Source organism: Azospirillum rugosum (assembly GCF_017876155.1).
In the GTDB taxonomy this organism is placed as follows: Bacteria; Pseudomonadota; Alphaproteobacteria; order Azospirillales; family Azospirillaceae; genus Azospirillum; species Azospirillum rugosum.
In genome coordinates this window covers 560800-587712 of record NZ_JAGINP010000001.1, presented here as the reverse complement: position 1 = coordinate 587712, position 26913 = coordinate 560800, and the positions used below count along the sequence as shown (strand labels likewise).

The 26913-nt window shown below is 69.8% G+C and carries 27 protein-coding genes and 1 tRNA gene; 13 read left to right on the top strand and 15 right to left on the bottom strand.

What is annotated here, in order from left to right; all coding sequences use genetic code 11:
- Nucleotides 1-14: 14 nt before the first annotated feature.
- Together gatB and J2851_RS02895 are read left to right on the top strand one after the other, a co-directional pair.
- Nucleotides 15-1466: an Asp-tRNA(Asn)/Glu-tRNA(Gln) amidotransferase subunit GatB gene (gatB, locus tag J2851_RS02900; protein WP_209763444.1), complete on the top strand. Its 1452-nt coding sequence runs from the start codon at nt 15-17 to the stop codon at nt 1464-1466.
- A 134-nt stretch (nt 1467-1600) separates the two neighbouring features.
- On the top strand, nt 1601-3013 hold the full coding sequence (locus J2851_RS02895) for a PAS domain-containing sensor histidine kinase (RefSeq protein ID WP_209763435.1): 1413 nt from the start codon (nt 1601-1603) through the stop codon (nt 3011-3013).
- Between the two features lie 24 nt (nt 3014-3037).
- On the opposite strand, the gene J2851_RS02890 is transcribed toward J2851_RS02895, so the two are convergent.
- On the bottom strand, nt 3038-3310 hold the full coding sequence (locus tag J2851_RS02890; RefSeq protein WP_246500359.1) for a hypothetical protein: 273 nt from the start codon (nt 3308-3310) through the stop codon (nt 3038-3040).
- A gap of 162 nt (nt 3311-3472) precedes the next feature.
- On the opposite strand from J2851_RS02890, the gene J2851_RS02885 reads away from it, so the two are divergent.
- Nucleotides 3473-3566, top strand: a tRNA-Ser gene (locus J2851_RS02885).
- Between the two features lie 236 nt (nt 3567-3802).
- Complete coding sequence (locus J2851_RS02880; RefSeq protein WP_209763433.1) at nt 3803-3994, top strand: hypothetical protein; 192 nt, start codon at nt 3803-3805, stop codon at nt 3992-3994.
- 63 nt (nt 3995-4057) lie between these two features.
- Here J2851_RS02880 and J2851_RS02875 read toward each other — a convergent pair whose 3' ends face one another.
- Together J2851_RS02875 and J2851_RS02870 are read right to left on the bottom strand one after the other, a co-directional pair.
- Nucleotides 4058-4252 carry a DUF3008 family protein gene (locus tag J2851_RS02875; protein ID WP_209763431.1) on the bottom strand — a complete coding sequence of 65 codons (195 nt, stop codon included), beginning with the start codon at nt 4250-4252 and terminating at the stop codon, nt 4058-4060.
- A gap of 70 nt (nt 4253-4322) precedes the next feature.
- Nucleotides 4323-5414, bottom strand: coding sequence for a site-2 protease family protein (locus tag J2851_RS02870; RefSeq protein ID WP_209763427.1), 1092 nt, complete (start codon nt 5412-5414; stop codon nt 4323-4325).
- Nucleotides 5415-5775: 361 nt separating this feature from the next.
- Here J2851_RS02870 and J2851_RS02865 point away from each other — a divergent pair, with 361 nt between their 5' ends.
- Nucleotides 5776-6894 (top strand): NADH:flavin oxidoreductase/NADH oxidase, encoded by a 1119-nt coding sequence (locus J2851_RS02865; RefSeq protein WP_209763420.1) that lies wholly within the window; start codon nt 5776-5778, stop codon nt 6892-6894.
- Nucleotides 6895-7145: 251 nt separating this feature from the next.
- On the opposite strand, the gene J2851_RS02860 is transcribed toward J2851_RS02865, so the two are convergent.
- Nucleotides 7146-7340: a hypothetical protein gene (locus tag J2851_RS02860; protein WP_209763414.1), complete on the bottom strand. Its 195-nt coding sequence runs from the start codon at nt 7338-7340 to the stop codon at nt 7146-7148.
- A gap of 171 nt (nt 7341-7511) precedes the next feature.
- Entirely contained in the window at nt 7512-8093 is a 582-nt protein-coding gene (locus tag J2851_RS02855) for a hypothetical protein (RefSeq protein WP_209763408.1), read from the bottom strand.
- Nucleotides 8094-8237: 144 nt separating this feature from the next.
- Here J2851_RS02855 and J2851_RS02850 point away from each other — a divergent pair, with 144 nt between their 5' ends.
- From J2851_RS02850 to J2851_RS02830, 5 genes are all read left to right on the top strand, one after another.
- Nucleotides 8238-9638 (top strand): cytochrome P450, encoded by a 1401-nt coding sequence (locus tag J2851_RS02850; RefSeq protein WP_209763406.1) that lies wholly within the window; start codon nt 8238-8240, stop codon nt 9636-9638.
- Between the two features lie 118 nt (nt 9639-9756).
- A complete protein-coding gene (osmF, locus tag J2851_RS02845) occupies nt 9757-10689 on the top strand; it encodes a glycine betaine ABC transporter substrate-binding protein OsmF (protein WP_209763403.1) in 933 nt (310 codons plus the stop codon).
- An 18-nt stretch (nt 10690-10707) separates the two neighbouring features.
- Nucleotides 10708-11883: an ABC transporter permease gene (locus J2851_RS02840; RefSeq protein ID WP_209763401.1), complete on the top strand. Its 1176-nt coding sequence runs from the start codon at nt 10708-10710 to the stop codon at nt 11881-11883.
- The gene (locus tag J2851_RS02835) at nt 11880-12809 is read left to right on the top strand and encodes an ABC transporter ATP-binding protein (protein WP_209763391.1); all 930 of its coding nucleotides are present in this window, start codon (nt 11880-11882) and stop codon (nt 12807-12809) included. Before J2851_RS02840 ends, J2851_RS02835 begins: the two co-directional genes overlap by 4 nt.
- Nucleotides 12806-13573 carry an ABC transporter permease gene (locus tag J2851_RS02830; protein ID WP_281415958.1) on the top strand — a complete coding sequence of 256 codons (768 nt, stop codon included), beginning with the start codon at nt 12806-12808 and terminating at the stop codon, nt 13571-13573. The genes J2851_RS02835 and J2851_RS02830 overlap by 4 nt, the downstream gene beginning before the upstream one ends.
- A gap of 166 nt (nt 13574-13739) precedes the next feature.
- On the opposite strand, the gene lysM is transcribed toward J2851_RS02830, so the two are convergent.
- Complete coding sequence (lysM, locus tag J2851_RS02825) at nt 13740-14210, bottom strand: peptidoglycan-binding protein LysM (RefSeq protein ID WP_209763389.1); 471 nt, start codon at nt 14208-14210, stop codon at nt 13740-13742.
- A gap of 151 nt (nt 14211-14361) precedes the next feature.
- On the opposite strand from lysM, the gene J2851_RS02820 reads away from it, so the two are divergent.
- Nucleotides 14362-15342 carry a S1C family serine protease gene (locus J2851_RS02820; RefSeq protein ID WP_209763387.1) on the top strand — a complete coding sequence of 327 codons (981 nt, stop codon included), beginning with the start codon at nt 14362-14364 and terminating at the stop codon, nt 15340-15342.
- Nucleotides 15343-15501: 159 nt separating this feature from the next.
- Here J2851_RS02820 and gndA read toward each other — a convergent pair whose 3' ends face one another.
- Both gndA and gntR read right to left on the bottom strand, forming a co-directional pair.
- On the bottom strand, nt 15502-16935 hold the full coding sequence (gndA, locus tag J2851_RS02815; protein WP_209763385.1) for an NADP-dependent phosphogluconate dehydrogenase: 1434 nt from the start codon (nt 16933-16935) through the stop codon (nt 15502-15504).
- Nucleotides 16936-17014: 79 nt separating this feature from the next.
- Nucleotides 17015-18055 carry an HTH-type transcriptional regulator GntR gene (gene gntR / locus J2851_RS02810; RefSeq protein ID WP_307420592.1) on the bottom strand — a complete coding sequence of 347 codons (1041 nt, stop codon included), beginning with the start codon at nt 18053-18055 and terminating at the stop codon, nt 17015-17017.
- 190 nt (nt 18056-18245) lie between these two features.
- Between gntR and J2851_RS02805 the strand changes: the two genes are divergently transcribed.
- Nucleotides 18246-18740, top strand: coding sequence for a gluconokinase (locus J2851_RS02805; RefSeq protein WP_307420591.1), 495 nt, complete (start codon nt 18246-18248; stop codon nt 18738-18740).
- A gap of 23 nt (nt 18741-18763) precedes the next feature.
- Complete coding sequence (edd, locus tag J2851_RS02800; RefSeq protein ID WP_209763377.1) at nt 18764-20566, top strand: phosphogluconate dehydratase; 1803 nt, start codon at nt 18764-18766, stop codon at nt 20564-20566.
- A gap of 218 nt (nt 20567-20784) precedes the next feature.
- Here edd and J2851_RS02795 read toward each other — a convergent pair whose 3' ends face one another.
- From J2851_RS02795 to J2851_RS02765, 7 genes are all read right to left on the bottom strand, one after another.
- The gene (locus tag J2851_RS02795) at nt 20785-21522 is read right to left on the bottom strand and encodes a 2-keto-4-pentenoate hydratase (RefSeq protein ID WP_209763372.1); all 738 of its coding nucleotides are present in this window, start codon (nt 21520-21522) and stop codon (nt 20785-20787) included.
- Complete coding sequence (locus J2851_RS02790; protein WP_209763370.1) at nt 21519-22601, bottom strand: LacI family DNA-binding transcriptional regulator; 1083 nt, start codon at nt 22599-22601, stop codon at nt 21519-21521. Before J2851_RS02790 ends, J2851_RS02795 begins: the two co-directional genes overlap by 4 nt.
- 16 nt (nt 22602-22617) lie before the next feature.
- Complete coding sequence (locus tag J2851_RS02785; RefSeq protein ID WP_209763368.1) at nt 22618-23556, bottom strand: 2-hydroxyacid dehydrogenase; 939 nt, start codon at nt 23554-23556, stop codon at nt 22618-22620.
- A gap of 27 nt (nt 23557-23583) precedes the next feature.
- Nucleotides 23584-24372, bottom strand: coding sequence for an amino acid ABC transporter ATP-binding protein (locus J2851_RS02780; RefSeq protein WP_209763366.1), 789 nt, complete (start codon nt 24370-24372; stop codon nt 23584-23586).
- A 202-nt stretch (nt 24373-24574) separates the two neighbouring features.
- Entirely contained in the window at nt 24575-25375 is an 801-nt protein-coding gene (locus J2851_RS02775) for a transporter substrate-binding domain-containing protein (RefSeq protein WP_209763363.1), read from the bottom strand.
- 35 nt (nt 25376-25410) lie between these two features.
- Nucleotides 25411-26064: an amino acid ABC transporter permease gene (locus J2851_RS02770; protein WP_209763361.1), complete on the bottom strand. Its 654-nt coding sequence runs from the start codon at nt 26062-26064 to the stop codon at nt 25411-25413.
- A 13-nt stretch (nt 26065-26077) separates the two neighbouring features.
- Complete coding sequence (locus J2851_RS02765; RefSeq protein ID WP_211114187.1) at nt 26078-26758, bottom strand: amino acid ABC transporter permease; 681 nt, start codon at nt 26756-26758, stop codon at nt 26078-26080.
- Between the last annotated feature and the right edge of the window lie 155 nt (nt 26759-26913).

Below are 26913 nucleotides of genomic sequence, written 5' to 3'. Positions count from 1 at the left end.
GAGAGAGCAGACCGATGTCGTACATTCAGGGCGAAACGGGCGATTGGGAAATCGTGATCGGGCTGGAGGTCCACGCCCAGGTCATTTCGAACGCGAAGCTGTTCTCCGGCGCCGCGACCGCTTTCGGCGCGGAGCCGAACAGTCAGGTCAGCTTCGTCGACGCCGCGTTCCCCGGCATGCTGCCCGTCATCAACGAGCATTGCATCGAGCAGGCCGTGCGCACCGGCCTTGGGCTGAAGGCGCAGATCAACCTGCATTCGGTGTTCGACCGCAAGAACTACTTCTACGCGGACCTGCCGCAGGGATACCAGATCAGCCAGTACCTGCAGCCGATCGTCGGCAAGGGCGAGATCGTGCTCGACCTGCCGGACGGCTCCTCCCGCACGGTCGGCGTCACCCGCCTGCATCTGGAGCAGGACGCCGGCAAGTCGCTGCACGACCAGCACCCCGCCAAGACCTACATCGACCTGAACCGGTCGGGCGTGGCGCTGATGGAGATCGTGTCGGAGCCGGACATGCGCAGCGCGGAGGAGGCCGGCGCCTATGTGCGCAAGCTGCGCTCCATCCTGCGCTACCTCGGCACCTGCGACGGCAACATGGAGGAAGGCTCCATGCGCTGCGACGTCAACGTGTCGGTGCGCAAGCCGGGCGAGCCCTTCGGCACGCGCTGCGAGATCAAGAACGTCAACTCGATCCGCTTCGTCATGCAGGCGATCGAGTATGAGGCGCGCCGCCAGATCGAGATCATCGAGGAGGGCGGCAAGATCGACCAGGAGACGCGTCTGTGGGACACGACGAAGTTCGTGACCCGCTCCATGCGCTCCAAGGAAGAGGCGCACGACTACCGCTACTTCCCCGATCCGGACCTGCTGCCGTTGGAGCTGGAGCCGGAATGGGTCGAGGACATCAAGAAGACCCTGCCGGAGCTGCCCGACGACAAGAAGGCCCGCTTCATCAGCGAGTACAAGCTGTCGCCCTACGACGCCAACGTTCTGGTGTCGGAAAAGGCGCGGGCCGACTTCTACGAGGCCGTCGCCAAGGGGCGCGACCCGAAGCTGGCCGCCAACTGGGTCACCGGCGAGCTGTTCGGCTACCTGAACAAGGCCGGCAAGGAGATCGAGGAGAGCCCCGTTTCGGCGGAGAACCTCGGCGGCCTGATCGACCTGATCGCCGACAACACCATCTCCGGCCGAATCGCCAAGGAGGTGTTCGAGGCGATGTTCGAGACCGGTGAGAAGGCCGCCGACATCGTCGAGAAGAAGGGGCTGCGGCAGGTCACCGACACCGGCGCCATCGAGGCGTCGATCGATGCGGTCCTGGCCGCCAACGCCGACAAGGTGGCGGAGTTCCGGTCGGGCAAGGACAAGCTGTTCGGCTTCTTCGTCGGCCAGGTCATGAAGGCCACCCAGGGCAAGGCCAACCCGGCGCTGGTCAACGAGATCCTGACCACGAAGCTGAAGGGCTGAGCGGGACGCCGCCGGGTTGAATCGGCGGCTTGCCTGAAAGTGCCGGTGGCGCTCCTCCTTTCGGAGGAGCGCGGCGATATAACAGTTGATTTTGATCTCCCGCCGGTTTCCAGTGGAGGCCGGCGGGGGGCTTCATGATCGAATGCGGGCTGTTCGTTGCGCTTCTGGCTCTGTGCGCCGGCATCCTTGCGGGGACGGCCGGCGGAGCCGTGATCGGGTGGCGCTCCGGCCGGTTCCATGACCTGAACGCCTTGCGCAAGGCCGACGCCGACCGCCGCGATTTGGCCGAGCGGCTGGAGATGGCGTTCGACGCGACCAACGCCGCCGCCTGGGACGCCGACGTCGTGAACGGCACCTGCTGGTGGTCGGACAGCTTCCCGCGCCTTCTCGGCTTCACCGAAACACCGCCGATGCCGCCCGATTTCTGGGAATCGCGGCTGCACCCCGCCGACCGCGAGCGCGTGCTGGCGACCATCGGCGCGCACCTGCGCGGCGACACGACGACCTACGCCTACGATTACCGTCTGCGCCGGGAGGACGGCGGCTGGGTCTGGATCGCCGCCAAGGGGCGGGCCATCCGCGATGCGGAGGGGCGCGCCGTCCGCTATCTCGGCATCATGACCGACATCACCGACCGCAAGGCCGCGGAAGCGGCCGTGGTCGCCGCCAAGGAGGAGGCGGAGCACGCGCTGGCCGAGCTGCGCGCCGCGCAGGAAAGCCTGATCCAGGCGGAGACCATGGCGTCGCTGGGGCAACTGGTGGCCGGCGTGGCGCACGAGATCAACACGCCCATCGGCATCGGCCTGACCGCCTCCACCCACATCGCCGAGCAGACGCGGACCGTCCGCGACCGGTTCGCGGGCGGCACGCTGAAGAAGACGGGCCTTGCCGACTACCTGGACACCATGGCGGAGTGCGCCGGGCTGCTGGACGCCAACATCCGCCGCGCCGCGGCGCTGGTGCAGAGCTTCAAGCAGGTGGCCGTGGACCAGGCGTCGGGCGAGCGGCGGGTCTTCGACCTGAAGACGACCATCGACGAGGTGCTGTTCTCGCTGCGCCCGCGCCTGAAGCGCACACGGCTGGGCGTGGAGGTCGCGTGCCCGGACGACGTGTCCATGGACAGCTTCCCCGGCGCGCTGGGGCAGGTGCTGACCAACCTGGTCATCAACGCCGTCCTGCACGCCTACCGCGAGGGGGAGGCCGGGACGATTCGAATCGCGGCCCGTGCGGAGGGCGAGGGCTGGGTGGTGCTGGACTTCACCGACGACGGCTGCGGCATCCCGCCGGAGAACCTGCTCAAGGTCTTCGAGCCCTTCTTCACGACCAAGCGCGGGCAGGGCGGCTCGGGCCTGGGCCTGCACATCGTGCACAGCACGGTGACGGGCGTGCTGCGCGGGACGGTGTCGGTGCACTCGACTCCGGCGCCGTCGCCGGGGTCGGATCGCGGCACCCGCTTCACGCTGCGGCTGCCGCGCGCGGTGCCGCAGCCGGCGACCAGCGTGGCGGGCACCGGCATTGCAGAGGCCGAGGCGCGTCCGGCGGCGTAGGGCCGTCGCGGCCGGGGCGCCCGGTCACGCGACGTGGAGATCCTGGTATTGCAGGTGCTTGGGCCGGCGGCCGCGGCGCTTGGGCGCCGCGAAGGCGGCCATCGCGCCATTCTCCCCGCGCAATTCGGCGTTCAGCTCCTGCACACAGCGCATCAGAAGCTCCTTCTCCTTCAGGTCCTCGCGGTCAGTGACCTCCAGGCAGCTCAGCTTGATCTCGACGAGATCGATCAGCGTTTCCGTGCAGCGGCGCGACAGGCCCATGGCGTCCTCCAATTCCGGAGATTTCTCATCGCTCATGGTGGCACCATAGCCCCGATTGGATAAAAAGTACATAAAATTTTATACACATTTCTCACAGATTCGAGCGAACGCGTTTTTTGCTGCGTAAGCGTTGACAGGCCCCTGCCGGATCGTTAGAACGCACGAACGCCAGCGGCGCCCACCAGCGCCGACCCGGTAGGAGGGGTGGCCGAGAGGCTGAAGGCGGCGGTTTGCTAAACCGTTATAGGGGCTCAAACCCCTATCGTGGGTTCGAATCCCATCCCCTCCGCCACTTTCTCTCCCTTTCAAAAAATGGTTCGGTTGCCCGTGAGGGCGAATTCCCTGGGGATGGACCCTGGGGCGCGTTGCCTTGCGGGCTTTCCGTGGGCTGCTTCAGGACTCCGCGAAGGGGGCTCCGCAAAAGGGTACCGCCAATGCGCCGGGGTCGACGGCGCAGGACTTCCGGGGAAAGGCGCGTCCAAGCACCGTCAACACGGTGAAAACGCCTCAACCGCCTTGGAGGGTGCCATGGAGAAGAGTGAGAGCCGTTATGTCGCGCGTCTTCGCGACGACGGCGCGGAATGGTGCGTGATCGACCGCCGGACCGGAGCCTACGCGGTCCCCGCGTCTCTCCGGCTCGACCGGCTGCCCGAGGACACCGCCAGGCTCATGAGCGAGCGGCTGAACGAACTCGCGGCGATGGGGAAAAGCCACGGCTGAGCCGCGCCCCGGCTGGACCGCCCGGATCCAGCCGGGGGCGAACGGGCCGACCGGTGCGCCGGGTCAGTCGTCCTTGGATTCGCGGGTCGGCAGGTCCTTGCGCTTGGCGGAGGCCATGTCGTGGAGTTCCTTCTCGCTCATGGATTCGACCATCTGCCGGGACGCGCCCTTGAGGCTCGATTTCGGACGTTCGCCGCGCTTGGCGGACAGGGCCGCGCCGGCGGCCATCTGCTGCTTCTTCGATTCGGCCTTCGCCATCGACTGTCTCCTGAGGTGATCCGATTTCGGGAGGTTCAACAGGGGGCGGCGCCCGGAATCGCGCGGCCGCTCAGGACGCCATGCGGCGGTCGGGGCGGGCGGCGTGGACCATCATCATCTCGCCGACATTCTCCGGCGTGACGAGGCCGACCAGCCGGCCGTCGTTGTCGTTGACGCCGACGGCGGGAAGGCGGTTCTCCTGCATCAGGCGCAGGGCCTCCTCCAGGTTGCGGCGGCGGTCGATCACCGGGATGTCGGCGCGCATCACCTCCAGAACCGGCGTGTCCGGGCCGCGGTCGCGCAGCGCGCGGATCATGTCGTCGCGGGTCAGCACGCCGCGCAGCCGGCCGGAGCCGTCCACCACCGGAAACTCGTGCTGCGTGGTCTGCAACAGGCAGCGCACCGCGTCCTCCAGCACGCTGCCGGGCGCCAGGCTCTCGAAATGGGTGATCATGGCGTCGGAGACGATCACGCCGCGCGAGACCTCCCGCATCTGCACGGCGTGCGATTCGGACGCCGCGCCCAGATAGACGAACAGCGCGATGAACAGAAGCAGCGGGTTGCCGAACAGGCCCAGCAGCCCCAGTCCGAAGGCCACCGCCTGCCCGACCGTCGCGGCCAGCTGCGTGCCGCGCCCGTAGCCGAGGCGGGATGCCAGGATCGCGCGCAGCACGCGGCCGCCGTCCATCGGGAAGGCCGGGATCAGGTTGAACAGCGCCAGGAACAGGTTCGCGGAGGCCAGCCGCTCCAGCACGCCGACCCCGGCGTTCTGCGGCTCCGTGCTTGCCGGTGAGGGGAAGCCGCCGAGCGCCACGTAGAGCAGGGCGGCGATGACCAGGTTCACCGCTGGGCCGGCGAGCGCCACCAGAAGCTCCTGCGAGGGCTTCTCGGGCAGGCGCTCCAGCCGCGCCACGCCGCCGATGGGCAGAAGCGTGATGTCCGGGGTGCGGATGCCGTAGCGCCGCGCGGTCAGGACGTGCCCGAACTCGTGCAGCAGGACGCACAGGAACAGCAGGGCGATGAAGACGATGCCCTCCGTCGCCGCGGTCCAGCCGCCCTGCGTGTAATGCGCGCTGCCGATCCACAGGAGCAGCAGCAGGAAGGTGATGTGGATGCGCACCACCGTGCCCTTGATGGTGCCGATGGGGATCGACCAGCCCATGGCGGTTCTCCTGCGTCCTGATTCCGGCCTGCTGCGATGTCGGGGGAACGTGTGGGACGGTGATTGGGTCCGCGGGTGCCGCTGGCGGACGCTGTGGCGAATGGCCGCGGCGAGGGTGGCCGCCGGACGCCGTGCCCTGGGCGCAGGGCAGGGAACACCTGGACCCGGAGCGGCGGAGCGACCATCTTCGACGGGATCCCGGCCTTTCGGACGGCCGCGACCCGCCGCCCCACGATTGGCCGCCGGGTGATCGGTGGTGGTGAGGCTTTCGATCGGCGGGAGGCGCGGAGCGGCGGGCTGTTGAAGCCGCCAAACCCATCAAGACCGAATCCAGCAAGACCGACGGGCAAAGGACGTGCCGATGGCCAGCAGACTCTTCGAACCGATCGAGATCGGACAGCTTCGCTTGCAGAACCGGATCGTCATCGCGCCGATGTGCCAGTATTCGGCGGAGGACGGAAAGCCGGGCAGCTGGCACCTCATCCACCTGGGGCATCTGGCGCTGTCGGGTGCCGGGCTGATGTTCCTGGAAGCGACGGCCGTCGTGCCGGAGGGGCGGATCAGCCCCGGCGACATCGGCCTGTGGTCGGACGAGACCGAGGCCGCGCTGAAGCATGTGCTGGATTGCGTGCGCAAGGAATCGGCGATGCCCATCGGCGTCCAGCTGGCCCACGCCGGGCGCAAGGCGTCGGTGCAGCCGCCCTGGGAGGGCGGGCAGCAGCTCGGGCTGGAGGAGGGCGGCTGGGACTGCGTCGCGCCGTCGCCGATCCCCCACGCCGACGGGGAGCGCACCCCGCTGGCGCTGGACGCCGCCGGGCTGGAGCGCGTGCGCGACGCCTTCGTGGAATCGGCCAAGCGCGCCGCGCGGATCGGGCTGGACGCGGTCGAGCTGCACGCCGCGCACGGCTACCTGCTGCACCAGTTCCTGTCACCGCTGTCCAACCGGCGGGAGGACGCCTATGGCGGCAGCCTGGAGAACCGCATGCGCTACCCGCTGGAGGTGTTCGACGCCGTGCGCGCCGCCTTTCCGGCGGACCGGCCGGTGGGCGTGCGCGTGTCCGCCACCGACTGGGCCCCGGGCGGCTGGGATCTGGAGCAGACGATCGCCTTCGCCAAGGCGCTGGAACAGCGCGGCTGCGACTTCCTCGACGTGTCTTCGGGTGGGCTGACGCCGGCTCAGGAAATCCCCGTCGGTCCCGGCTACCAGGTGCCGCTGGCCGAGGGGGTGAAGCGCGCGACGGCCATGCCGACCATCGCCGTCGGGCTGATCACCGATCCGCAGCAGGCCGAGGAGGTCGTCGCCGGCGGCAAGGCCGACATGGTCGCGCTGGCGCGCGGCATCCTGTACGACCCGCGCTGGCCCTGGCACGCCGCCGCGGCCCTGGGGGCGGAGGTGCAGGCGCCCAAGCAGTACTGGCGGTCGCAGCCGCGCGAGTACAAGCGGCTGTTCGGGACGACCTCGATCGAACAGCGGTCGTGACGGGGCGACCGTCTTGAGGGGCCGGGGGCGGGGTGGTTTGTTTCGTGGCCACCCCGCCCGCCGCCCTTAAAGCGAATTTGCATTCGCTTTAGATTCATATGGCCTCATTCGCCGGCTCTCAGCGGATGCCTGTGGCATCCGCCTGCCGCCAGCGGGAACTCCGTTCCCGCGAGAGGCCGGGCTTCGGTCGCACGTGCGACCGGGCCCGCGGTCGCGGTCCAAAGCGGATTGCAATCCGCTTTAGGAAACCGTCAGGAACAGGGCAGGCCGCCCGCGCCGAAGAGGATGGACATGGTGGCGCTCACCGCCTCCGACAGACTCGCGCTTAAGTGGCGGGCTCGCAGGGCTTCCGCCGCCAAGTGGATTGCGGCATCTTCGGTGAAACGTCCGCTTGCAAAACTAAAGACCTCCGAGACAACCCGGCAGTCTCCGTCGTCGATGGTCATTGTGTGTCTCTAACCTCGATTTCTTGAAGGAGACGGTAGAGGCGATTTGACTAACAATGTGTTGACGACGCTGATCGGCAGCCTTTTTAACGCATTGGTCCTACTCTTGCCTTAGGCGGTTCGTGGTTCGGACGAATCCGGTCCGGATACGGGCCGGAGTCCGATCCGTCCTCAGTGGGTGAAGCCGCCGCGGGCCATGGCGAGGTGGTGCGCCTGATGGTGGCTTCCCTGCACCATGATGCCGATGAAGCTGAGGCCGCGGATGCGGGCGGCCTGGCGCGCGTCGGGGGATGTGACCGTCAGCAGCACGCCGTCGGGCAGGGGTTCGGTGGCGATGGTCCAGCCGTCGGTGCCGTTCATCGCCTGGGCGTGCGCGGGGACCATGCGGCGGATGGCGTCCAGCGTGCGGCCGGCGCCGGTGACCGCGAAGCGCGCGCCGCCGTCGATGGGGGTTGCCGCGGCGGCCGCGTTCAGCGTGACCTCATTCATGTCGATCAGGTGCCGGCGCAACGCCTCGATGTCCACCTTGGTCCAGTCGGTGTTGGGATCGGCGTCGAGGATGCCCACGATCTCCTGGATGGTGCCGAAGGCGTCCTGTCCGGGCATGGTGGGTGTCGCTTGCGCTGCCGTGGCGCCGTGGGCCATTCCGGCGTGGTGGGCGGCATGGTCCATGGGCATGGGCGTTTGGGCGTGGGCCGCGCCGGCGGCGAGAAGCAGGAGGGAAAGGGCGAGCGCTGGGGTGCGGGTCTGCATGGCGTGCTCCGGTCGGGCTGGCATTCGGCAGGGTAGCGGGTGGCGGAGCCCTGGAAAGTCGGGGCTGCTCCTTTCATTATAAGCATGGCCGTTCCTGACGGAGACGGCGAACGGTCGCGGGAACGGTCCGAGGAGGATTCCGCCATGGCAACGCACAGCGCCGCGACGTGGGGCACCCCTTTGTACGTGCCGCCGGTCCCGGAGCCGCAGCCGGCCGACCTGCCGGCGTGGCAGCTGCTGACGGCCTTCCGGACCAACGCGCTGACCTCCTGGCCGCGGCGGGCCTACGAGGAGTGGGCGTTGGAGCGGTCGGTGTTCGGCCGGCCGAGCTTCCTGCTGAACGACCCGGAGGCCATCCGCCGCGTGCTGGTGGACAACGACGCCAACTACGCCCGCACCCCCGCCGCCATGCGCGTGCTGCGGCCCATCGTGGGCGAGGGCGTGCTGCTGTCGCGCGGCGACAGCTGGAAGCGGCAGCGCCGCACGCTGGCCCCGGCCTTCACCCCGCGGACGCTGCCCATGCTGGCCCGCCACGTGGTGCTCGCCACCGGGCCGGCGCTGGACCGGCTGGGCGGCATGGCCGGGGTGGGGTCTGGCGTGGACATGCTGACCTTTATGCAGGCGCTGGCGCTGGACATCGCCGGGCGGTCCATGTTCTCGCTGGAGATGGAGCGGTTCGGCCCGGCGCTGCGCGGCATGATCCGGCGCTACAACGAGCGGCTGGCGCGCCCGCACCCCAGCGACTTCTTCGTGCCGCTGTCCATACCGACGGTCTGGGACCTGCTGCGCCGCCGCTTCCGGCGGGAGTGGATGGGGCTGATCGAGAGCATCATCGCGGAGCGGCGGCGGGCGGGCACCAGCGGAAGGGATGGCGCGCGCGACCTGCTGGACCTCATGGACGAGGCGCGTGATCCGGAGACGGGCGCGGGCTTTACCCCTGACCAGCTGCGCGACCAGGTGGCGACGCTGATCATGGCCGGGCACGAGACGACAGCGCTGGCGCTGTTCTGGGCCTGCTGGCTGCTGACCCAGGCGCCGGACGTGCAGGAGCGCGTGGCGGAGGAGGCGCAGGGCGTGGACATCACGCCGGAGACGGCGCTGGAGGCGGTCGCGCGGTTGCCCTACACGCGGGCGGCGGTGGACGAGGCGCTGCGGCTCTACCCGCCGGCCTTCACCATCGTGCGGCTGGCGCTGGGGCCGGACCGCGCCGGGGCGGTGAGCATTCCCAAAGGATCGGTGGTGATGGTGGCGCCCTGGGTGCTGCACCGGCACCGCGGCCTGTGGGCGGAGTCCGACGCCTTCAACCCGGACCGCTTCCTACCCGGCGCCCCGCCGCCGCCGCGATTCGCCTTCCTGCCCTTCGGGGCCGGGCCGCGGGTGTGCATCGGCGCGCCGTTCGCCCTGACGGAGGCGGTGCTGGTGCTGGCCTCCCTGTTCCGACGGTTCCGGCTGGAGATGCCGGCGGGGGCGCGGCCGGCGCTGCCCGTGGCCGTGGTGACGACCCAGCCGGACCACGCCCCGTCCTTTCGGGTGAGCCCGCGCTGACCATTCGAAGCCCCTTGCAAGCCGCAAGCTGGCGGAAAGCCCGGCTTGCCGTGGCGCCGATTGACCCCCATCCTACCTGCAAAACGAAACCTGTGCGGGAATGGAGGGATTGGTGGTGATGAAGCGGGCCAAGGGAGTAGTCTCTGGGGCGGTGGCCGCCCTGGCACTTGGGGTCCTCCTGTCCGCGGGGAGCGTCCAGGCGGCGGACGCGGTCCGGGTCAGCTCCAAGCTCGACGCCGAGAGCGGGCTGCTCGGCACCATGATCCTCCAGGTGCTGGAGGCCAACAACATCCCGACCGAGAACAAGATCCAGCTCGGCCCCACCAAGATCGTGCGCAGCGCGCTGCTGGCCGGGGAGATCGACGTCTATCCGGAATACACCGGCAACGGCGCCTTCTTCTTCAACGTGGACAGCGACCCGGTGTGGAAGAACGCGGCGGGCGGCTACGAGACGGTCAAGCAGCTGGACCTGGACAAGAACAACATCGTCTGGCTGAAGCCGGCGCCGGCCAACAACACCTGGGCCATCGCGCTGCGCCGCGACGTGGCGGCGCCCAACAAGCTCGCCACCATGGAGGATTTCGCGCGCTGGGTGGGGGCGGGCGGCAAGGCCAAGATCGCCGCGTCCGCCGAGTTCGTGGAGAGCCCGGCGGCGCTGCCCTCCTTCCAGAGCACCTACGGCTTCGCGCTGAAGCCGGATCAGATCCTGGTGCTGGCCGGCGGCGACACGGCGGCGACCATCCGCGCGGCGGCGGAGGGCACGTCGGGCGTCAACACCGCCATGGTCTACGGGACGGACGGCGCCATTGCGGCGCTCGATCTCGTCGTCATGAAGGACACCAAGTCCGCGCAGATGGTCTATGAGCCGGCGCCCACGGTGCGCGCGTCGGTCCTGCAAGCCTACCCGAAGATGCGCGAGGCGCTGGAGCCGGTCTTCGCCTCCCTGGACGAGGAGACGCTGCGGTCGCTGAACGCGAAGATTTCGGTGGAGGGGCAGGATCCGAAGCAGGTCGCCTCGGCCTACCTGAAGTCCAAGGGCTTCGTGAAGTGACCGGGCAACCGTAAGGGGATGCCCCACCGAACGATCCTGCACAACCGCGTCGCGCTGCTGCTGGCCGCTGCGATCGCCGCCGCGGCCCTGACGTTGCCGTTCCTCGGCTTCGCGCCCAACCGGCTGCTGTCCGGGCGGCCGGTCGCGCTGTGGGCGGCGTTGGAGGGGGCGGCGTTGGAGGGAGCGGCGGACTGGCTGGTCCTGCTGCCGGGCGCGGTCGTGCTCGCCGTGCCGTTCCTGCGGCCGGGGCGGCTCGTGTCCGTGGCCTATGTGGCGGCGGGGGTGCTGTTCGCCGTCGGGCTGGTGTGGCTGGCGGGGGAGCAAGCGGCGCGGCTGGCCGCCAACGCGGCGCCGGCGGCGCGGACCTCCTTCGGCGCCGGATTCTGGGTGATGGAGGCGGCGGCGCTGCTGGCCGCCATGGACGGCGTGCGGCGGCTGGGGCTGGCGTCCGCGTGGCGCATCGCCGTGGGGGCGGTGGCGGCGGGGCTGATCGGGGTGATGCTCGCCTCCGGCCGGCTGGACCAGCTGTCGATTCTGAAGGAATACGCGAACCAGCGGGACGTCTTCGCCGCCGCCGTGGTGCGGCACGCGGTGCTGGTGGCCGCGGCGCTGGTGCCGACGCTGTTGGTCGGCGTGCCGCTGGGCGTGCTGGCGCAGCGGGTGCCGCGGGTGCGGCGGGCGGTTTTCCCGGTGCTGAACGTCGTCCAGACGGTGCCGTCCATCGCGCTGTTCGGGCTGTTGCTGGCGCCTCTGTCGGTGCTGGCCAACGCCCTGCCGGGACTGGGGATCGCCGGGGTCGGGCCGGTGCCGGCGGTGATTGCGCTGACCTTTTATTCGCTGCTGCCCATCGTGCGCAACACGGTGGAGGGGCTGGACGGCGTGCCCTCGGCGGTGCGGGAGGCGGCGCGCGGCATGGGCATGACGAAGCGACAGATCTTTCTGAAGGTCGAGGTGCCGCTGGCCCTGCCGGTGTTCCTGTCGGGGCTGCGGATCACACTGGTGCAGGCGGTTGGGCTAGCCGCGGTGGCGGCGCTGATCGGGGCCGGCGGGCTGGGGGCGATCATGTTCCAGGGGCTGTTCGCCAACGCGCTGGACCTCGTGCTGCTGGGGGCGGTGCCAGTGATCGTGCTGGCGGTGGCGGTGGATGCGGCGCTGAAACTCGCCGTCTCGATTATTGGGAGGCGTGCGGCGTGATCACGTTCGAGCGGGTGACGAAGCGGTTCGAGCCCTGGACGGCGGTGGACGGCGTGTCCCTGACGGTGGAGGCGGGGGAGTTCTGCGTCCTGATCGGCCCGTCGGGGTCCGGCAAGTCCACCCTGATGAAAATGGTCAACCGGCTGATCGTGCCGGACGAGGGGACCATCCGCGTCGGCGGCGAGGACATCGCCATGCTGCGGCCGGAGGACCTGCGCCGGCGCATGGGCTACGTCATCCAGAATGTCGGGCTGTTCCCGCATTGGACGGTGGAGCGCAACATCGCCACCGTGCCGACCCTGCTCGGCTGGCCGAAGGCGCGGGTGCGCGACCGGGTGTCGGACCTGCTGGACCTGCTGAAGCTGGACGCGCGGCGCTTCCGCGACGCCTACCCGCACCAGCTCTCCGGCGGGCAGCAGCAGCGCGTCGGCGTCGCCCGCGCGCTGGCGGCGGAGCCGGCCATCCTGCTGATGGACGAGCCATTCAGCGCGCTCGACCCCATCACGCGCGGGGCGCTGCAGGCGGAGATGACGGCGATCCACAAGGCGACGGGCACGACCATCGTTTTCGTCACCCACGACATGGACGAGGCGCTGAAGCTCGCCAACCGAATCGCCGTGCTGGATCATGGCCGGCTGATCCAGTTCGGGCCACCGCTGGAGATCCTGCACCGTCCCGCCAACGACACGGTGCGCGACCTGATCGGGCGGGAGGACTGGGGGCTGAAGCTGCTGGCCGTGGAGACGGTCGGCCAGCGCGTCCGGCCGGATGTGGAGAAGGTGCCCGGCGCGCCGCTGCCGATCGATGCTCCGCTGCGCCAAGCTATCGCCGAGATGGTGGCGCGCGGCACCGACCGGCTGCCCGTGGTGGACGCGCGCGGGCGCCCGGCCGGGGTGCTGCACCTGTCCGACGTTGTACGGTCATGAGGCCGGGTTCGACGACGGTGCGCTGGCGGATGGCGTTCCTGACCGACCGGCTGACGCTGGCGGTCGCGGTGCTGGTGGCGCTGGTGCTGGGTATGCCGCTGCTGAAGCCGCTGTTCGCCGCGGCCTTCCCGGCGCTCGACCGGCCGCTCTACGAGGCCGACAGCTTCCTGGCGCTGACGCTCGACCATCTGGCGCTGGTCGGGCTGTCCAGCCTGATGGCCGTCGTGGCGGGCTGCGCCGCCGGCGTCTTCGTGACTCGACCGTCCGGGGCGGAGTTCCGCGGCATCCTGGAGGCGGTGGCCACCATGGGCCAGACCTTCCCGCCGGTGGCGGTGCTGGCGGTGGCGGTCCCGGTCATGGGCTTCGGGCCAAAGCCGGCCTTAATCGCGCTGACTCTTTACGCCCTGCTGCCCATCGTGGAGAACACGGTGGCCGGGCTGGAGGGCGTGCCGGAGGCGGTGCTGGAGAGCGCGCGGGGCCTGGGCATGGGGCCGGTGGAGAGGCTGTTCCGGGTGGAGCTGCCGCTGGCCGCCCCGGTGATCCTGGCCGGCGTGCGCACGGCCGTGGTCATCAACGTGGGCACGGCCGCCATCGCCTCCACCGTCGGGGCGAAGACGCTGGGGCTGCCGATCATCGTCGGGCTGAACGGGTCGAACCAGGCCTATGTGATCCAGGGGGCGGTCATCGTCGCGGCGCTGGCCGTGGTGCTGGACTTCGGCTTCGACCGGCTGGCGGCGCTGTCGGTGCGGTGGCGGAGGGGGTGAGATTTTGGGGGTGGTTGAGCGGGGAGTGGTTGTGTCGGGCCCCCACCCTAACCCTCCCCCACTTCGCGGGGGAGGGAACTCCGCGGGGCGTTCCTGAAAGCCCTCCCTCGCCGAAGGTGGGGGAGGGTTGGGTGGGGGCCCAACACAACCACTCCCCTCGCAAAAATTACCGCGGCGGGATGCGCAGGACCTGGCCGGGGTAGATCTTGTTCGGGTCCTTCAGCATCGGCTTGTTGGCCTCGAAGATCCGGTTGTAGGCCGAGGCATCGCCGTAGACCTGCTTGGCGATGGCGGACAGGGTGTCGCCTTTCTCCACGGTGTGGAACTGGGTCTGCTGGCCCGGCTGGCTGGAGGGCGGCATGGTCGGCTGGTCCTGGGCGGAGCCGACGACGTTGGTCTGGTCGTCCACGCGCGACACGCCCTTCACGTTGCCCAGCGCCACCGCGATCTTCTCCTTTTCCTCCTGCGAGGTGACGTTGCCGCGGACGGTCACGGTGTCGTCGGCGACCTGGATGTCGAGGCCGTTCGTCGGCAGGCCGAGCTGCGAGACGTGGGTCTTCAGCTCGTCGGGCGTCGGGGTGTCGGTGTCGCTGACCTTTTCGCCGAATTCGCGGCGGAAGAAATCGAACAGGCCCATGGCTGCCTCCCTTATGTCGAGTTTCGCACCCTGACAACACCGGGACGGCCCCGGGGTTCTCCGCGGGGGGTTCACGAATCGGGGGGCACGGCACACTTAGTCCTTCATGAGGTCCGTGATGAGCCGGGCGGCCCAGGTTAAGGAGACAGCGATGCAATCGTCCGACGACTGGCGGATCCCGCCGGAGTTCCAGCCCGACCCGGATGCCCTAGGCTATGACCTGGACCGCGCGCTGTCCTGCATGGTCAGCCTGCGCGCGATGATCCCGGAGGACGCCTACACCGCCGACGTGCTGGGGACGGAGCGGGCCGGGCAGGGGGCGGTGATCAGCGCCGACGGCCTCGTCCTGACCATCGGCTATCTGATCGTGGAGGCGGAGGAGGTCTGGCTGACCACCAACGATGGGCGCGCCGTCCAGGCCGACGTCGTCGCCTACGACCACGCCAGCGGCTTCGGCCTCGTCAAGGCGATGCAGCCGCTCGGCACGCCCGCGCTGGCGCTGGGGTCGTCGACGCGGGCGGAGGTCGGCGACAGCGTCGTGGTGGCCGGGGCCGGCGGGCGGGAGCGCTCGCTCCAGGGGCGGATCGTCGCCCAGCAGGAGTTCGCCGGCTATTGGGAATACATGATCGACGACGCGCTGTTCACCCTGCCGGCGCACCCGAATTGGGGTGGGACGGCCTTGCTGGGCTCCGGCGGCGAGTTGCTGGGCATCGGGTCGCTCCAGCTGCAATACCGCGCGCCGGGCGACCGCATCCTGCCGCTGAACATGAGCGTGCCCATCGACCTGCTGAAGCCGATCCTGGACGACCTGCTGACCAAGGGGAAGGTGGAGGGGCCGACGCGCCCCTGGCTCGGCCTCTACGCCACGCAGGACGAGCAGGACCGGGTCGTGCTGGTCGGGCTGGCCGGCGACGGCCCAGCCCAGCGCGCGGAACTGCGCGCCGGCGACGTGGTGCGCGCCGTGGCCGGGGAGCCGGTGGGCACGCTGGCGGACTTCTACCGGGCGCTGTGGGCGCTCGGGCCCGCCGGGGTGGACGTGCCGATGACCCTGGAACGCGAGGGCGACGTGTTCGACCTGCGGGTCGGGTCGGCGGATCGGGAACGCTTCCTGAAGCAGGGGCGGCGGCATTGAGGGCGGGTGGTTGCGCTGGGCCCCCACGAGGTTCTTACGTTGGGCCCCCACCCTAACCCTCCCCCATCTTCGACGGGGGAGGGAACTCCGTCGCGCGTCCCGAAAAGCCCTCCCCCGCCGAAGGTGGGGGAGGGTTGGGTGGGGGCCCAGCGCGACCCCTTACGCCGGCTTCCACTCCGTGTGGACCATGCCCGGGCGGTCGATGCGTTCGTAGCCGTGGGCGCCGAAATAGTCGCGCTGGGCCTGGATCATGTTCGCCCAGAGGCGGCCGCTGCGGTAGCCGTCCCAGTAGGCGAGCGCCGAGGACATGGCGGGGACCGGTACGGACGCCAGCGTCGCCTGCGCCACGACGCGGCGGAAGCCGGCGTCCCCCCGGGTCATCAGGCTGGATATCTCCGGGTCGAGCATCAGGTTGGGCAGGTCGGGCGTCCGGCTGAGCGCCGCCAGGATGCGGTCGAGCAGGCGGGCGCGGATGATGCAGCCGCCGCGCCAGATGCGCGCCACGGCGGCGAGGTCCACGTCCCAGCCGAACTGGCGGCTGCCGGCGGCGATCACCGCGAAGCCCTGGGCGTAGACCGCGATCCGCCCGCCGAGCAGCGCGTCGCCGACGGAGGAGACCAGATCGTCCGGGGTCGCCGCGGTGTGGGAGGGGAAGGCGGCGGAGGCGCGCACGCGCTCATCCTTCAGGGCGGACAGGCAGCGGGCGTGCACGGCCTCGGCGATGGTCGGGGCGGGCATGCCCAGCTCCAGCGCGGTGGTCGCGGCCCAGTGGCCGGTGCCCTTCTGGCCGGCGGCGTCGCGGATGATCTCCAGAATCGGGGAGCCCGACTCGGCATCCCGGGTGCGCAGGATGTCGGTGGTGATCTCCATCAGGTAGGAGGCCAGCTCCCCCCGGTTCCACTCCGCGAAGCTGTCGGCCAGCCGCTCGTAGGAGAAGCCGCCGAGGTTGCGCAGCAGATAGTAGGCCTCGGAGATGAGCTGCATGTCGGCATATTCGATGCCGTTGTGGATCATCTTCACGAAATGGCCGGCACCCTCCGGTCCGACGCGGGCGAAGCAGGGATCCCCGTCCGGGGCGCGGGCCGCGATGGCGGTCAGCAGCGGGGCGACCGGGGCCAGCGCCTCCGCCGGGCCGCCGGCCATCAGCGCAGGGCCGCGCCGGGCGCCTTCCTCACCGCCGGACACGCCCAGGCCGACGAAATGCACGCCGCTCTGCTGCGCCAGCGCGGAGCGCCGGTTGGTGTCGCGGAAATGCGAGTTACCGCCGTCGATCAGCACGTCGCCCGGCGACAGGCGGGGCAGCAGGGCGGACAGCAGCGCGTCCACCGGCGCGCCGGCCGGCACCATCATCAGGATGGTGCGCGGCGCCTTCAGGGCACCCAGCAGCTCCTCAGGCGAGGCGCAGGGCACGGCCCCGGCGACATGGGCGGCGAAGTCGGCGCGGCGGCCGGCGTCGAGGTCGTAGCCGGCGACCGTGGCCCCGTGGTCCGCCAGGTTGGCGGCGAGGTTGCGCCCCATCACACCCAGGCCAACCACACCGATGTCGGCGCCAATGTTCCCAACACCGGGGTTGGCCGAGTTACCCTGCACCATCACAACGAACTCCCGTCGATTCTCTTTTTCATGCACGCCGCCCCTATGAACTCTGCCGGGCGGAGGTTGGTTGCGGACTTCAAGTGGTCTCTCGGACCATCAGGCGAAAGCCCAGGTCCACGCTTCGCGGCCCATTGTCGTTGCCGTTGATGGCGGCGAGCAGCAGGCGCGCCGCCTCCACGCCGATGGCGTGGCGGGGGGTGGCGACGGTGGTGAGCGGCGGGATGGTCCAGGCCGCTCCGCCCAGGTCGTTGAAGCCGGCGACGGCCAAGCGCCCGGGCACCGCGATGCCGCGGCGCGCGCAGTGGAACAGCGCGCCCTGCGCCAGGTCGTCGTTGCACAGGAACAGCGCGTCGAGGTCCGGGTGGGCGGCCAGCATGCGCTCCAGCAATTCGGCGCCGAGCGCCACGCTGGTGGAATCCGGGACCATGAGTTCCAGCGCCGGGTCGTGCAGGCCGGCCTCGACCAGCGCCTGCCGCCAGCCGTCGCAGCGCTGGCGCGTGCGCGGGTCGAGCTGCCCGGCGATCAGGCCGATGCGCCGACGCCCGCGCTCCACCAGATGGCGCCCCACGGCGTGGCCGGCGTCGAACTGGGAGAAGCCGACGGTCAGGGCGTCGTCCGTGTCGCCAGCAAAATTTCGGGCCAGATCCATGGTGTGCACGACCGGGGTGGGCAGGCCGCGCAGCAGGTCCCAGGTCGCGGGGGTGTGGTCGAGGCCGGTCAGGATGACGCCGTCCGGGCCGCTGGCGAGCTGCGTGCGCAGCACGCGCTCTTCCTCCTCCGGCGCGTAGCCGGTGACGCCGATCACCGGCTGGTAGCCGTGCGGGCTCAGCGTCTCCTGGATGCCGGCCAGCACGTCGATGAAGACGGAGTTGGTCAGCGACGGGATCAGCACCGTCACCGTCATGCTGCGCGCGGTGGCGAGCGCTGCGGCCAGACGGCTCGGCACGAAGCCCAAACGGCGGCTCGCCTCCGCGACGCGGGCGCGCACCTCCTCGCTGACCTTGTCGGGCCGGTTCAGCGCGCGCGACACCGTCATGGCGCTGACGCCAGCGGCGGTCGCCACGTCGGCCATGGTGGCGCGGCCGGTGCGCGAGGAGCGGGGCTTGCGGGTGGGCACGGGAAATGGGGCGTTCTGCGTTGCGTTTTCGTGTCGCCCATTATCCCGCGTCGCAAAGCCCTTTACAAGCCTTTGGTGTTAGCGGTAACATCGAAACATTCCCTGACTGATGTCGTTGAGGCTTCCCGGCATGCGTTCTGATCCGTCTTCTGATGTTACCGCTAACATCGCCATTGGGAAAGCTGGCCCTGTGGATGCCGTCGTGGTGATGGGTGTGGCCGGCTGCGGCAAAACCTCCGTGGGACAGGCGCTGGCGGGCAGTCTCGGCTGGCCGTTCCTGGAGGGCGACAGCTTCCACCCGGCGGAGAACATCGCGAAGATGTCCGCGGGCATCCCGCTGCAGGACGAGGACCGCTGGGGCTGGCTGGACACCATCGCCGCGCGGATCGCGCAGGCCCGCTCCTCGGGGGAGAGCGTGGTGGTCTCCTGTTCCGCGCTGAAGCGCCGCTACCGGGAGCGGCTGGCCGCCGGGGGCTTGCGCGTCCTGTTCGTGCACCTCAGCGGCACACGGGAGTTGATCCACAGCCGGATGGCGCTGCGCACCGGCCATTACATGCCGACCAGCCTGCTCGACAGCCAATTCGCCGCGCTGGAGCCCTTGGCAGCGGACGAATTCGGCATCACCTGCGACATCGATGCGTCCCCGGCGGAGATCGCCGCCCGCGTCGCCCCGCTCGTTTCCTGAACACAGCAGCGAAGGATCGCCCCATGAGCCTTCACCCCGTGCTCGCCGCCGTCACCCGCCGGATCGAGGAGCGCAGCCGCGAGAGCCGCGGCGCGTACCTGGCGCGGGTGAGGGCGCAAGGGAACAAGGGCCCGCGCCGCATGGCGCTGGGCTGCGCCAACCGCGCCCACGGCTTCGCCGGCTGCACCGTGGCGGAGGACAAGGTGGAGCTGCGCGGCGGCTCCCGCCCGTCCATCGGCATCGTGACCGCCTACAACGACATGCTGTCCGCGCACCAGCCCTACGCGACCTATCCGGACCGGATCAAGGCGGCGGTGCGCGAGGCCGGGGGCGTGGCGCAGGTGGCGGGCGGCGTGCCGGCCATGTGCGACGGCATCACCCAGGGCTATGCGGGGATGGAGCTGTCGCTCTTTTCCCGCGACGTGATCGCCATGGCGACCGGCGTCTCCCTGTCGCACGACACCTTCGACGGCGCGTTGTGCCTGGGCATCTGCGACAAGATCGTGCCCGGCCTGCTGATCGGCGCCCTGACCTTCGGCCACCTGCCGACCATCTTCGTGCCCGCCGGGCCGATGCCGTCCGGCCTGCCGAACAAGGAGAAGGGCCGCATCCGACAGCTCTACGCCGAGGGCAAGGTGGACAAGGACGCGCTGCTGGAGGCGGAGGCCAAATCCTACCACTCCCCCGGCACCTGCACCTTCTACGGCACCGCGAACTCCAACCAGATGCTGATGGAGATCATGGGGCTGCACCTGCCGGGCGCCAGCTTCGCCAATCCCGGCACGGAACTGCGCGACGCGCTGACCGACGCGGCGGCGCGGCGGGTGGTGGAACTGCGCAAGCCGATCGGCGAGATCATCGACGAGCGGGCCATCGTCAACGCGGCGGTCGGTCTTCTGGCCACCGGTGGATCGACCAACCACACGCTGCACCTGCCGGCCATCGCCGCGGCGGCGGGCATCCGCCTGACCTGGGAAGACTTTGCGGAGCTGTCGGCGGTGGTGCCGCTGCTCGCCCGCGTCTACCCGAACGGCAGCGCCGACGTGAACGCCTTCCACGCCGCGGGCGGCATGGCCTTCCTGATCGGGGAACTGGTCGACGCCGGCCTGATGCACGGCGACGCCGAGGCCGTGTGGGGCGAGGAGGGCATCGCTGGCTACAGCCGCCCGCTGGTCCTGGAGGGCGGCGCGCTGGTGCAGGGTGCGGCGGTGCGGACCAGCGCCGACCCGGAGGTGCTTGCCCCCGTGGCCTCGCCCATGGCGGCGGAGGGCGGCCTGCGCGTGCTGGCCGGCCCGCTGGGGCGCGCGGTCATCAAGGTCTCGGCCGTGAAGCCGGAGTGCCGCGTGATCGAGGCGCCGGCCCGCGTCTTCACCGACCAGGAATCGGTGCAGGAGGCCTTCCGGCGCGGCGAGCTGCACCGCGACGTCGTGGTGGTCGTGCGCTTCCAGGGGCCGAAGGCCAACGGCATGCCGGAGCTGCACAAGCTGACGCCGCCGCTGGGCGTGTTGCAGGACCTGGGCTACCGGGTGGCGCTGGTCACGGACGGGCGCATGTCGGGCGCGTCGGGCAAGGTCCCGGCGGCGATCCACGTGACGCCGGAGGCGGCGGCCGGCGGCGCCATCGGGAAGCTGCGCGACGGCGATATGGTGCGGCTGGACGCGGAGCGCGGCACGCTGGAAGTGCTGGTGGATGCGGCGGAGTGGGCCGGCCGGGTGTCGGAGACGGAAGTCCCGCCGGGGTCGGACTTCGGCTGCGGGCGGGAGCTGTTCGGGGTGTTTAGGCGCGCGGTGGGCAGCGCGGAGGCCGGGGCGTCGGTGTTTGGGTGAGGGGAGTGGTCGCGCTGGGCCCCCCTCCTAACCTCCCCCCATCTTCGACGGGGGGAGGGACTTGTCCGCGGAGTTGCGGCAGTCCCCTCCCCCGCGAAGTGGGGGCGCAGAGCCGACGGCCGAAGGCCGGATGAGCGCCGAAGGCGATCGTAGGCGGCGCGCGGTCGCGAGACTTGCGAGCGACTGTGGTTAGGGTGGGGGCCCAACGCGATCCCTTTTTACTCCACCGTCAGTTCATACGTCCCCATCGTCCCGTAGGTCGCGACGCTGCGGCTGCCGGGCTTTACGAAGACGGTGCCGGTGTGGGAGCCGGTGGTGACCACGTCGCCGGTCTTCAGGCCGCCGAGGCTCACGGCACCGACATTCGCCATCCACACCAGAAGGCGGACGGGTTCGCCGGCCGAGTTGCCGCCGACCGTGTCCATCTCGCGCTTGCCGTCCACGTCGAGCGTCACGCGCTCCTTGATCGGGTCGAGCGAGCGCCAGTCCGGGATGGCCGGGCCGACGACCAGGGCGCCGTGGTTGAACTGGTCGGCCATGTGGCTCAGCCCGTCCTGGGTGCCGAAACCGGCGAAGCGGGTGTCCACGATCTCGAAGGCCGGGTGGACGGACTCAACGGCGTCCAGCACCTCGTCCCGCGTGTAGGGCTGGGCGCGGGGCGGCAGGTCCTTGGCAAAGCGGTAGGCGATCTCCGCCTCCATGCCGATCACCTGGAACATTGAGGCCGGCAGGCGGTCCACGCCGGTGAAGGTGGTCTCCGCGTGGATCGGGGCGCGGAAGGGCTCCGAATCGGGCGTGCGGGCGCCGACCTTCCAGGCGACGACGGGGCCGAGGCGCCGGGCGACGGCGTCCTGGATGGCGTAGGCGTCCGCCTCGCTGACGGGGGGAGCGGGAAGGGCCGTCAGCCACTGGCGGGTGCGGCGCGCTTCCAGCAGCGCGTCGACGGTGGTGTTCATTTCGGGAACCTCTGGGTGTTTGTTCGTTGGTTTGCTTTTCGTTCGTTCATCGCGCCGCAGGATTCGCGGACGACGAGGCGTGCGGGCAGGATCACCCGTTCCGGTGCGCCCTGCGGATCCGCGATGCGGCGCAGCAACAACCGTGCCGCCTCCTGCCCGATCTGGCGGGCGGAGGTGGAAATGGTGGTCAGGGCCGGGCGGCTGAAGGCCGCCTCGGCCACGTCGTCGAAGCCGGTCACGGCGATGTCGCGCCCGGCCTTCAGCCCGCGCGCCTCAAGCCCCAGCATGACGCCGAAGGCGACCATGTCGTTGTAACAAAGCGCCGCGGTCGGCGGATCGGGCAGGTCGAGCAGCGGGCCGATGGCGTCCACCCCGGCCCGTCGGGTCGGCGGGCAGCGCACGATCAGGTCGGGCGACAGGCCGTGCCGGCGCATGGCGGTGCCGAAGCCGGCGCGGCGGGCGGCGGTCGCGGAGTGGGTGAGGTTGCCGCCGACGAAGGCGATGCGGCGGTGGCCGAGACGGACCAGATGCTCCGTCATCATCTCCATGCCGAACTCGTAATCCACGCCGGCGTAGTCGCCGTTGCGCGCCGAGACGAAGCGCAATGCCTGCACGCAGGGCAGTTGCCACTGGCGCAGGCGGTCGAGCAGGTCGGGCTGCGTCCCGGCGGTGGGGCAGAGGATGACGCCATCGACGTTGTGCTCCCGCATGCGCTGGAGGAAGCGGTCCTGCCGTTCCGGCGATTCGGCGGTGTTTGCGAGGAACGCGACCACGCCTTCCTCCCCCAGCACTTCGTCCACGCCGGCGGTCAGCTCGCCGTAGAAGGCGTTGCTGATCTCGCAGACCAGCAGCCCGACCGTGTTGGTGCGGGCGGCGCGGAGCGTCGCCGCTCCGCGGTTGTAGACGTAGCCCAGTTCCTTGATGGCGGCCTGGACGCGGTCGCGGGTGTCGGCCGCGACCAGCGGGCTGTCGCGCAGCACCAGCGACACCGTGGACCGCGACACGCCCGCGTGGCTCGCCACCTCCGTCAGGGTGATGCGGTTGGGGCCGCGGTTCTCGCGTTCGTCCAGGATCGTCATCAGGCGCCTTTGGTGCTTACACCACCGGCGTCAGCAGCGGCTGCCCGGCGAAGAAGGCCTTCAGGTTGCTGAGAACCAGGTCGCCCATCGCCGTGCGCGTCTCCACGGTGGCGCTGGCTTGGTGCGGTTGCAGGACCACGTTGTCAAGCGCGAACAGGGCCTCGGGCGCGTGCGGCTCGTTGGCGAAGACGTCGAGTCCGGCGCCGCCCAGGCGGCCGTCCTGCAACGCGGCAACCAGCTCCGGCTCGTCCACCACGCTGCCGCGGGCGACGTTGACCAGCAGGCCATCCGGCCCCAGCGCCTCGATCACCGCGCGGTTGACCATGTTGCGCGACTCCGGCCCGGCCGAGGCGGCGACGATCAGGATGTCGCTGTCCCGCGCCAAGTCGACCGGCGAGGCCACGAAGCGGTAGGGCACGTCGGTGCGCGGCTTGCGGTTGGTGTAGGAAATCGCCATCCCGAAGCCGGCCGCGCGCTCCGCAATGGCCAAGCCGATGCGGCCGAGGCCGAGGATGCCCAGCCGCTTGCCGGTCACCTTGCGGGCGAGCGGCAGCTTGCCCTTCGGCCACTGGCCAGCGCGGACGAAGCGGTCGCCCACGGCCATGCGGCGCGACGCCATGATCATCAGCCCGATGGCGAGGTCGGCCACGTCGTCGTTCAGAACGTCCGGCGTATTGGTGACGCGCACGCCCTTCGACTGCGCGTGCTTCAGGTCCACCGCGTCGGTGCCGACGCCGTTGATGGTGACGATGCCCAGGTTGGGGCAGGCGTCCATCACGGCGTTGCTGACGCCGGTGCCACCGCCGGTGACGACGGCGCGGACGCGCGGCCCCACCTCCGCCACGAAGCGTTCGCGGTCGGGCGCGGCCGAGAGGCGGTGCACGGTGTAGTCGGCGTCGAGCGCCGCCTCGATGCCCGGCATCATGGGCTCGACCAGAAGGATCTCTGGCTTCATCGGAAACGGTCCTTGAGTAGCGGGAGCTTAATGGGAGAGGATCTGGCCGAGGAAGTTGCGGGTCCGCTCGGACTTCGGGTTGGTGAAGAACTCCGCCGGGGACGCCTCTTCGACGATCTCGCCGCGGTCCATGAAGATGACGCGGTCGGCGACCGACTTGGCGAAGCCCATCTCGTGCGTGACGCAGAGCATGGTCATGCCGTCCTCGGCCAGCCCGATCATGGTGTCCAGCACCTCCTTGACCATCTCCGGATCCAGCGCGGAGGTCGGCTCGTCGAACAGCATGACCTTCGGGTTCATGCAGAGCGAGCGGGCGATGGCGACGCGCTGCTGCTGCCCGCCGGAGAGCTGGCCCGGGTGCTTGTGCGCCTGGTCTGGGATGCGGACGCGTTCCAGGTACTTCATGGCGATGGCCTCGGCCTCCGCCTTGGAAGTGCCGCGGACCTTCATCGGCGCCAGCATGCAGTTTTGCAGCACGGTCAGGTGCGGGAAGAGGTTGAACTGCTGGAACACCATGCCGACCTCCCGCCGCACCTGGTCCAGGTGGCGGTGGTGGCTGTCGAGCGTGATGCCGTTGACGGTGATCGTGCCCTGCTGGTGCTTTTCCAGCTGGTTGATGCAGCGGATCAGGGTCGACTTGCCGGAGCCGGACGGGCCGCAGATGACGATGCGCTCGCCCTTGTGGACCTCCAGGTTGATGTTCTTCAGCACCTGGAAGCTGTCGTACCATTTCTGGACGCCGTCCATGCGGATGACGACCTCGCTGCTGATGGGCCGCGGCGCGCCATCGCCCGCGTGATCGAAAGCCAGCGCCATGGGTGGACTCCTTGGAAATAGGGCGGCGAACCGTTCCCCTCTCCCTGCTCCGCAGGGAGAGGGAGGGGCCCACGAAGTGGGAGGGTGAGGGCTTGGTTTCTCGGGCCAAGATTCTCGAAAGGACCTTGCCCTCACCCTCCCATGGCTTCGCCACGGGTCCCTCCCTCTCCCGCCAGGGGCGGGAGAGGGGCACAAGCGCGAATTACGACTTGGTCAGCGGGGGCAGGTCGGTGCCGAGCCACTTCTGGTGGATGGCGTTCAGCTCGCCGTTCGACTTGGTCTTCTCGATGAAGTCGTTGACCCACTTCAGCAGGGCGTCCTGGCCCTGGCGCATGGCGATGCCCTGCACCTGGCGGTTCAGCACGAACTTCATCTCGTAGTTGGACTGCGGGGCCAGCTTCTTGATCTCCTTGGCGACCACGTTGCTGAGGCCGAGCGCGTCCACCTGGCCGGACAGCATCGCCTGCACGGCGCTGGCGTCGTCGTCGAAGCGCATGATGCGCGCGTCCTTCGGGGCGACGGCGGTCAGGGCGTTGTCCTGGGTGCTGGCGCGGGCGACGCCGACGCGCTTGCCGGACAGTTCCGCGGCGTCCTTGATCTTGGTGCTGGCCGGGGCGACGAGGCCGATCTCGATGGCGGCGTAGGGCTCGGAGAACTGCACCTGCTTGGCGCGCTCCGCCGTGATGCCGAGCGAGGCGACCAGAAGGTCGACCTTGTTGGTCAGCAGGTAGGGGATGCGGTTCGGGCCGGTGACCGGGACGATCTCCACCGGGACGCCCATGTGCTTGCCCAGCAGCTTGGCGACGTCGGCGTCGTAGCCGTCGGGCTTGCCGTCCGACGTGGTGATGCCGAAGGGCGGGAAGTCCACCAGCATGCCGACGGTCAGCTTGCCCTTGGACTTGATCTCGTCGACGGTCTGGGCGGCGGCGGGGGCGACATACGCGACGGCGGCGGCCATCAGGGCGCCGGCGACGACGAGGCGGCGGGTGATAGAGAAGCTCATGGACGATTCCCTCACGTTTTGATTTTTAAAGGATGTTAGCGAGCCGGGGCCGCGTAGCGCTGCTCCAGCCGGGCGCTCAGCAGCGACAGCGGCCAGCACAGGACGAAGTAGATCGCGGCGACGATCCCGAACACCAGGAAGGGCTGGAAGGTGGCGTTGTTGACGATCTGGCCGGCGCGGGTCAGTTCGGTGAAGCCGATGATGGCGGCCAGCGACGTGCTCTTGATCAGCTGCACCAGGAAGCCGACGGTCGGCGGCACCGCCACCTTCACCGCCTGCGGCAGGATGACGTAGCGCATCAGCCCCGGGTAGCGCAGGCCGAGCGCCGAGGCCGCCTCCCACTGGCCGCGCGGCACCGCCTGGATGCAGCCGCGCCAGATCTCGCCCAGGAAGGCGCTGGCGTTCAGCGTCAGGCCCAGCGCCGCGGCGGCCCAGGGGTTCATGTCGATCCCCATGACGGTGGCGCCGAAGAAGACCAGGAACAGCTGCATCAGCAGCGGCGTGCCCTGGAAAAGCTGGATGTAGCCGGTGGCGAGCAGGCGGACCGGCTTGATCGTGGAGGTGCGGCCCAGCGCCACGAACAGGCCCACGGTCGCGCCGCCGATGAAGGCGATCGCCGACAGGGCCAGCGTCCATTGCACGGCGCTGAGCAGGAACAGGAATTCGTTGTACCCGAAGGAGCGGATCATGGCGCGGGGCTCCTCAGCGGCGGTCGGTGTCGTAGGCGAAGGCCAGCCGGTAGATGCCGGCGAACAGCGCCGAGAACATCAGGGCCAGGCACAGGTAGACGGCCGTTACGACGATGTAGATCTCGAAGCTGCGGAAGGTCTGCGACTGGATGTTGTTCGCGACCGAGGTCAGCTCGTCCGCCGAGATGGCCGACACCACGCTGGAACTGAGCATCAGCAGGATGAACTGGCTGGTCAGCGCCGGGTAGACGGTGCGCAGCGCCGGCTTGATGACGACGTAGCGGAACACCTGCAAGGGCTTCAGGCCAAGCGCGAGGCCGGCTTCGATCTGGCCTTTTTGGATCGATTCGATGCCGGCGCGGATGATCTCCGTCGCGTAGGCGCCGACGTTGACCACCATGGCGATCAGCGCGGCGAGATCCGGCGACAGCCGGATGCCGGCGGTCGGCAGCCCGAAGAAGATCAGGAAGATCTGCACCAGGAAGGGCGTGTTCCGGATCACCTCGATGTAGGCGTTGATCAGCCAACGCACCGGTTTCGGCCCGGAGGTCTTGCCGAGCGCGCAGAGAATCGCCACGACAAGGCCGATGGCCATCGCGCCAAAGGACAGCTGGACGGTCAGCCAGGCGCCTTCGAGCAGATAGTCCCAGGACGCGAGCACGGCGTCGAAGTCGAATTTGTAGTTCACGGGCATCCCTCCACAACCGCGCTGGGCTTTGTGCCCCTTCGGCGGATTGGCTTTCCCGGTTTTGGGCAACGGTCCGCGGGCTGCGCGCCCGTCTTCTCCGGTCGTTTTTCGGAACCTATTTGGATCGATCTAAACGCGCAAGCCAGAAAACGCAGCGCTGC

Excerpts from the sequence above, each read along its gene's own strand:
- gatB (WP_209763444.1), top strand. The coding sequence starts at position 15 with ATGTCGTACATTCAGGGCGAAACGGGCGATTGGGAAATCGTGATCGGG.
- J2851_RS02895 (WP_209763435.1), top strand. The coding sequence starts at position 1,601 with ATGATCGAATGCGGGCTGTTCGTTGCGCTTCTGGCTCTGTGCGCCGGC.
- J2851_RS02890 (WP_246500359.1), bottom strand. The coding sequence starts at position 3,310 with ATGAGCGATGAGAAATCTCCGGAATTGGAGGACGCCATGGGCCTGTCG.
- J2851_RS02880 (WP_209763433.1), top strand. The coding sequence starts at position 3,803 with ATGGAGAAGAGTGAGAGCCGTTATGTCGCGCGTCTTCGCGACGACGGC.
- J2851_RS02875 (WP_209763431.1), bottom strand. The coding sequence starts at position 4,252 with ATGGCGAAGGCCGAATCGAAGAAGCAGCAGATGGCCGCCGGCGCGGCC.
- J2851_RS02870 (WP_209763427.1), bottom strand. The coding sequence starts at position 5,414 with ATGGGCTGGTCGATCCCCATCGGCACCATCAAGGGCACGGTGGTGCGC.
- J2851_RS02865 (WP_209763420.1), top strand. The coding sequence starts at position 5,776 with ATGGCCAGCAGACTCTTCGAACCGATCGAGATCGGACAGCTTCGCTTG.
- J2851_RS02860 (WP_209763414.1), bottom strand. The coding sequence starts at position 7,340 with ATGACCATCGACGACGGAGACTGCCGGGTTGTCTCGGAGGTCTTTAGT.
- J2851_RS02855 (WP_209763408.1), bottom strand. The coding sequence starts at position 8,093 with ATGCAGACCCGCACCCCAGCGCTCGCCCTTTCCCTCCTGCTTCTCGCC.
- J2851_RS02850 (WP_209763406.1), top strand. The coding sequence starts at position 8,238 with ATGGCAACGCACAGCGCCGCGACGTGGGGCACCCCTTTGTACGTGCCG.
- osmF (WP_209763403.1), top strand. The coding sequence starts at position 9,757 with ATGAAGCGGGCCAAGGGAGTAGTCTCTGGGGCGGTGGCCGCCCTGGCA.
- J2851_RS02840 (WP_209763401.1), top strand. The coding sequence starts at position 10,708 with ATGCCCCACCGAACGATCCTGCACAACCGCGTCGCGCTGCTGCTGGCC.
- J2851_RS02830 (WP_281415958.1), top strand. The coding sequence starts at position 12,806 with ATGAGGCCGGGTTCGACGACGGTGCGCTGGCGGATGGCGTTCCTGACC.
- lysM (WP_209763389.1), bottom strand. The coding sequence starts at position 14,210 with ATGGGCCTGTTCGATTTCTTCCGCCGCGAATTCGGCGAAAAGGTCAGC.
- J2851_RS02820 (WP_209763387.1), top strand. The coding sequence starts at position 14,362 with ATGCAATCGTCCGACGACTGGCGGATCCCGCCGGAGTTCCAGCCCGAC.
- gndA (WP_209763385.1), bottom strand. The coding sequence starts at position 16,935 with ATGGTGCAGGGTAACTCGGCCAACCCCGGTGTTGGGAACATTGGCGCC.
- edd (WP_209763377.1), top strand. The coding sequence starts at position 18,764 with ATGAGCCTTCACCCCGTGCTCGCCGCCGTCACCCGCCGGATCGAGGAG.
- J2851_RS02795 (WP_209763372.1), bottom strand. The coding sequence starts at position 21,522 with ATGAACACCACCGTCGACGCGCTGCTGGAAGCGCGCCGCACCCGCCAG.
- J2851_RS02790 (WP_209763370.1), bottom strand. The coding sequence starts at position 22,601 with ATGACGATCCTGGACGAACGCGAGAACCGCGGCCCCAACCGCATCACC.
- J2851_RS02785 (WP_209763368.1), bottom strand. The coding sequence starts at position 23,556 with ATGAAGCCAGAGATCCTTCTGGTCGAGCCCATGATGCCGGGCATCGAG.
- J2851_RS02780 (WP_209763366.1), bottom strand. The coding sequence starts at position 24,372 with ATGGCGCTGGCTTTCGATCACGCGGGCGATGGCGCGCCGCGGCCCATC.
- J2851_RS02775 (WP_209763363.1), bottom strand. The coding sequence starts at position 25,375 with ATGAGCTTCTCTATCACCCGCCGCCTCGTCGTCGCCGGCGCCCTGATG.
- J2851_RS02770 (WP_209763361.1), bottom strand. The coding sequence starts at position 26,064 with ATGATCCGCTCCTTCGGGTACAACGAATTCCTGTTCCTGCTCAGCGCC.
- J2851_RS02765 (WP_211114187.1), bottom strand. The coding sequence starts at position 26,758 with ATGCCCGTGAACTACAAATTCGACTTCGACGCCGTGCTCGCGTCCTGG.